Here is a 2,618-nt window from a genome sequence, read left to right on the forward strand (position 1 = left end):
TAGTCACCCGCTCGGGAGCTGAGCGTGCGACACCTGGGAATCCACGCGAACTGATCATCGTCTGATTGATCGGTTAACGTCCAAAGATCTCTGGATAGAACAACAACAATTGTTCTTCTGTGGTGTATATTGTCGGCTGTATTTTCTTGAGCGGCTGTTGCTAGCATTACAGTTGCATATTTATCTATGGTCTGAATCTATTGGTCTCCATGATTCGGAGGTCATGGATGACAGGTGCATCAATCGAAACTACGCTTGAGCTTTGGGCATCATCGCTGCGTGACGTGAAAGCGCGTATGCGCGGACTGTTTACGCAGGAGCGAGTTGCGGCGTCGGCGAACCTTTTCCTGGACGGCTTGCTGGGTGACGAGCGGCGTAAGACAGGTTGGATGCGCGCTGAGGCGGCCGGTGATCCCGGCCCGTGGCGGCAACAAGCCATTCTGGGTCGCGGGCGTTGGGACGCGGACGGACTTCGCGACATCGTGCGAGAGTATGTTGTAGAAAACCTCGCCACAGATGATGCGGTCCTGGTCATCGATGAGACGGGCTTCCTCAAGCAGGGCAAGGCATCCTGCGGAGTTGCGCGTCAATATACAGGCTCGGCAGGCAAGATAACGAACTGCCAGATCGGTGTGTTCGCCGCCTATGTGTCCGCTCGCGGTCATGCCTTTATCGATCGGGCCCTGTACTTGCCCAAAAGTTGGACTGGCGATCCGGTAAGGCTTGCAGCAACCCATGTTCCTGAGGCTATAGCCTTCGCTACCAAGCCAGGCTTGGCTGTCGATATGATACGGCGTGCGCTGGCAGCCGATGTGCCGTTTTCATGGGTGGCCGCAGATGCGGTGTATGGCGTCGGGGACGTCGAAGGAACCCTGCGGCGAGCCTGCAAAGGCTACGTTCTTGGGGTCAAGTCGGACCACCATTTCGGCTCTTGGTCGGGGAAGCCTCCGGTCGCCGGCACAGCTCAGGAGATCGCCCGTGATCTCGATCCAATAGTGCATGGCAGCGTCTTTCCGCCGGTGAGGGCACCAAAGGCGCGCGGCTTCATGACTGGGCCTACTGCGAACTCGCCGATCTCGATGCCGACGAATATAACGAGACGAAATCGGGGCTTTGGACCCGTGGCCTCCTGATCCGGCGCAATATCAGCGACGGCGATCTCGCATTCTTCACCACATGGTGCCCGGCCGGGACGGGCATCCAGACGCTCGTTTCCGTGGAAGGCCATCGCTGGGCGATCGAAGACAGCTTCGAGACCGCCAAGAACGAGCTCGGACTCGATCACAATGAAACCCGGTCATGGCATGGCGGGCATCGCCACGTCTCCCTCGTCATGCTCGCCTTCGCCATGATGGCGGTGATCCGATACCGCGCGTATGACGCGACGCCCCAAAAAAGACGGCGGATGCCGACCATCAGGATTTGATCCGCTGGTCTATCCAGGAAGTCCGGCGCATCGCCCTCAGACTCGTCCAGCGTTGCATAAACCCCGCCTACGTCATCGCATGGTCATGCTGGAGGCGCGCCCATCAGGCGGCCGCTCGACGAGCTCACCTAAAATCGAAAATGCAACTGTAATGCTAGTCAACTGAATGGCTGGCAAGGCGTTCAGGCCGTGATGGGCTTCGTTATGACGGATCGTTCGTTTGAGTATGCAGCGCATCAGCGCCGACGAATTTTCCCGTCGTTCTACTTGATGGCTCCCCCATTCCAACGCGGGCCGTACCCAGGGAGTCGGTTCGCACGCCAAATCTGTATCGCCATCGGTCAAGACCCAGCAGAGCAAGCCCGCCTACAAAGCAGCAGAGGGAAAGGGCGTCCGACTCGTAGCACCTGCTTTCTGCACATACGTAGGTTTGTCTAAATTGGAGGCTCGCCGAAGGCGCCGGATGCCACATCATAGCGGCTTTGAATTGTTCCTAGAAGATGCGCCCGTTACGTTGATAGCACGCTGCCCTGCCAGTTCCGCGCATCATGGGCGGGTTGCTCTCGGGAAGAGCCGGTGCGGGAAATCGCACGCCCGGCTTCCGTTCGGAATGGTCGTCCAGCACGCGGCGAAGATGCAGCAGGCATCGGGTCCACTGCGATTCCGTCTTCTTGTCGATGAACTGCAGAACGTGAGGACTGACAATATGAGAAAGACTTCTGCTATACGCCCTCGCGCCATTTTACGCGCCTTCTCACCAACAAAGGCGCAAGCAGGTGTCTGCTGTCGATACGAACATATTGCTGAGACTTAGCTACTGCCGCGCCACTCCCACCGAATGCTTCCCTTTCTTGGGAAAGCCGGTGTCGTCAACGATCCTGGCGCGGATCGGCCCCTGACGCTCAAGCGCCGGCAAAACCTGCGCCCGCACGACGCTAAGCACGGCATCATCCGACCAATCCGCTTTCGCCCCGGAGTGATGCAGAGACTAGACTAGAGCACGTCCTGTTTAATCCGGTTCATATCCTGCGGCTTTGAAGTAGTTGGCGCATTCGGCTGGGGTGAAGAGGTCGACGACCGCGCCGACCGCGTCCCAGAGAGCCTTGATGGTTCTCTCGGCCTTTGCTCGCAGCAGCGCCTTGAGTTTGGCGAAGGCGTTCTCAATCGGATTGAAGTCGGGACTGTAGGGCGG

3 pseudogenes are annotated in these 2,618 nt (G+C 58.3%); 1 reads left to right on the plus strand and 2 read right to left on the minus strand.

What is annotated here, in order from left to right:
* Window positions 1-209 precede the first annotated feature (209 nt).
* A pseudogene (locus tag NKH12_RS30220) lies at window positions 210-1,426 on the plus strand (IS701 family transposase).
* A gap of 817 nt (window positions 1,427-2,243) precedes the next feature.
* Here NKH12_RS30220 and NKH12_RS30225 read toward each other — a convergent pair.
* Together NKH12_RS30225 and NKH12_RS30230 are read right to left on the minus strand one after the other, a co-directional pair.
* Window positions 2,244-2,414 (minus strand): annotated as a pseudogene (locus tag NKH12_RS30225) (transposase); the annotation flags it as partial.
* Window positions 2,415-2,435: 21 nt separating this feature from the next.
* Window positions 2,436-2,618: pseudogene (locus tag NKH12_RS30230) on the minus strand (IS630 family transposase); the annotation flags it as partial.

This window comes from Mesorhizobium sp. M1322 (assembly GCF_040318085.1).
Taxonomy (GTDB): Bacteria; Pseudomonadota; Alphaproteobacteria; order Rhizobiales; family Rhizobiaceae; genus Mesorhizobium.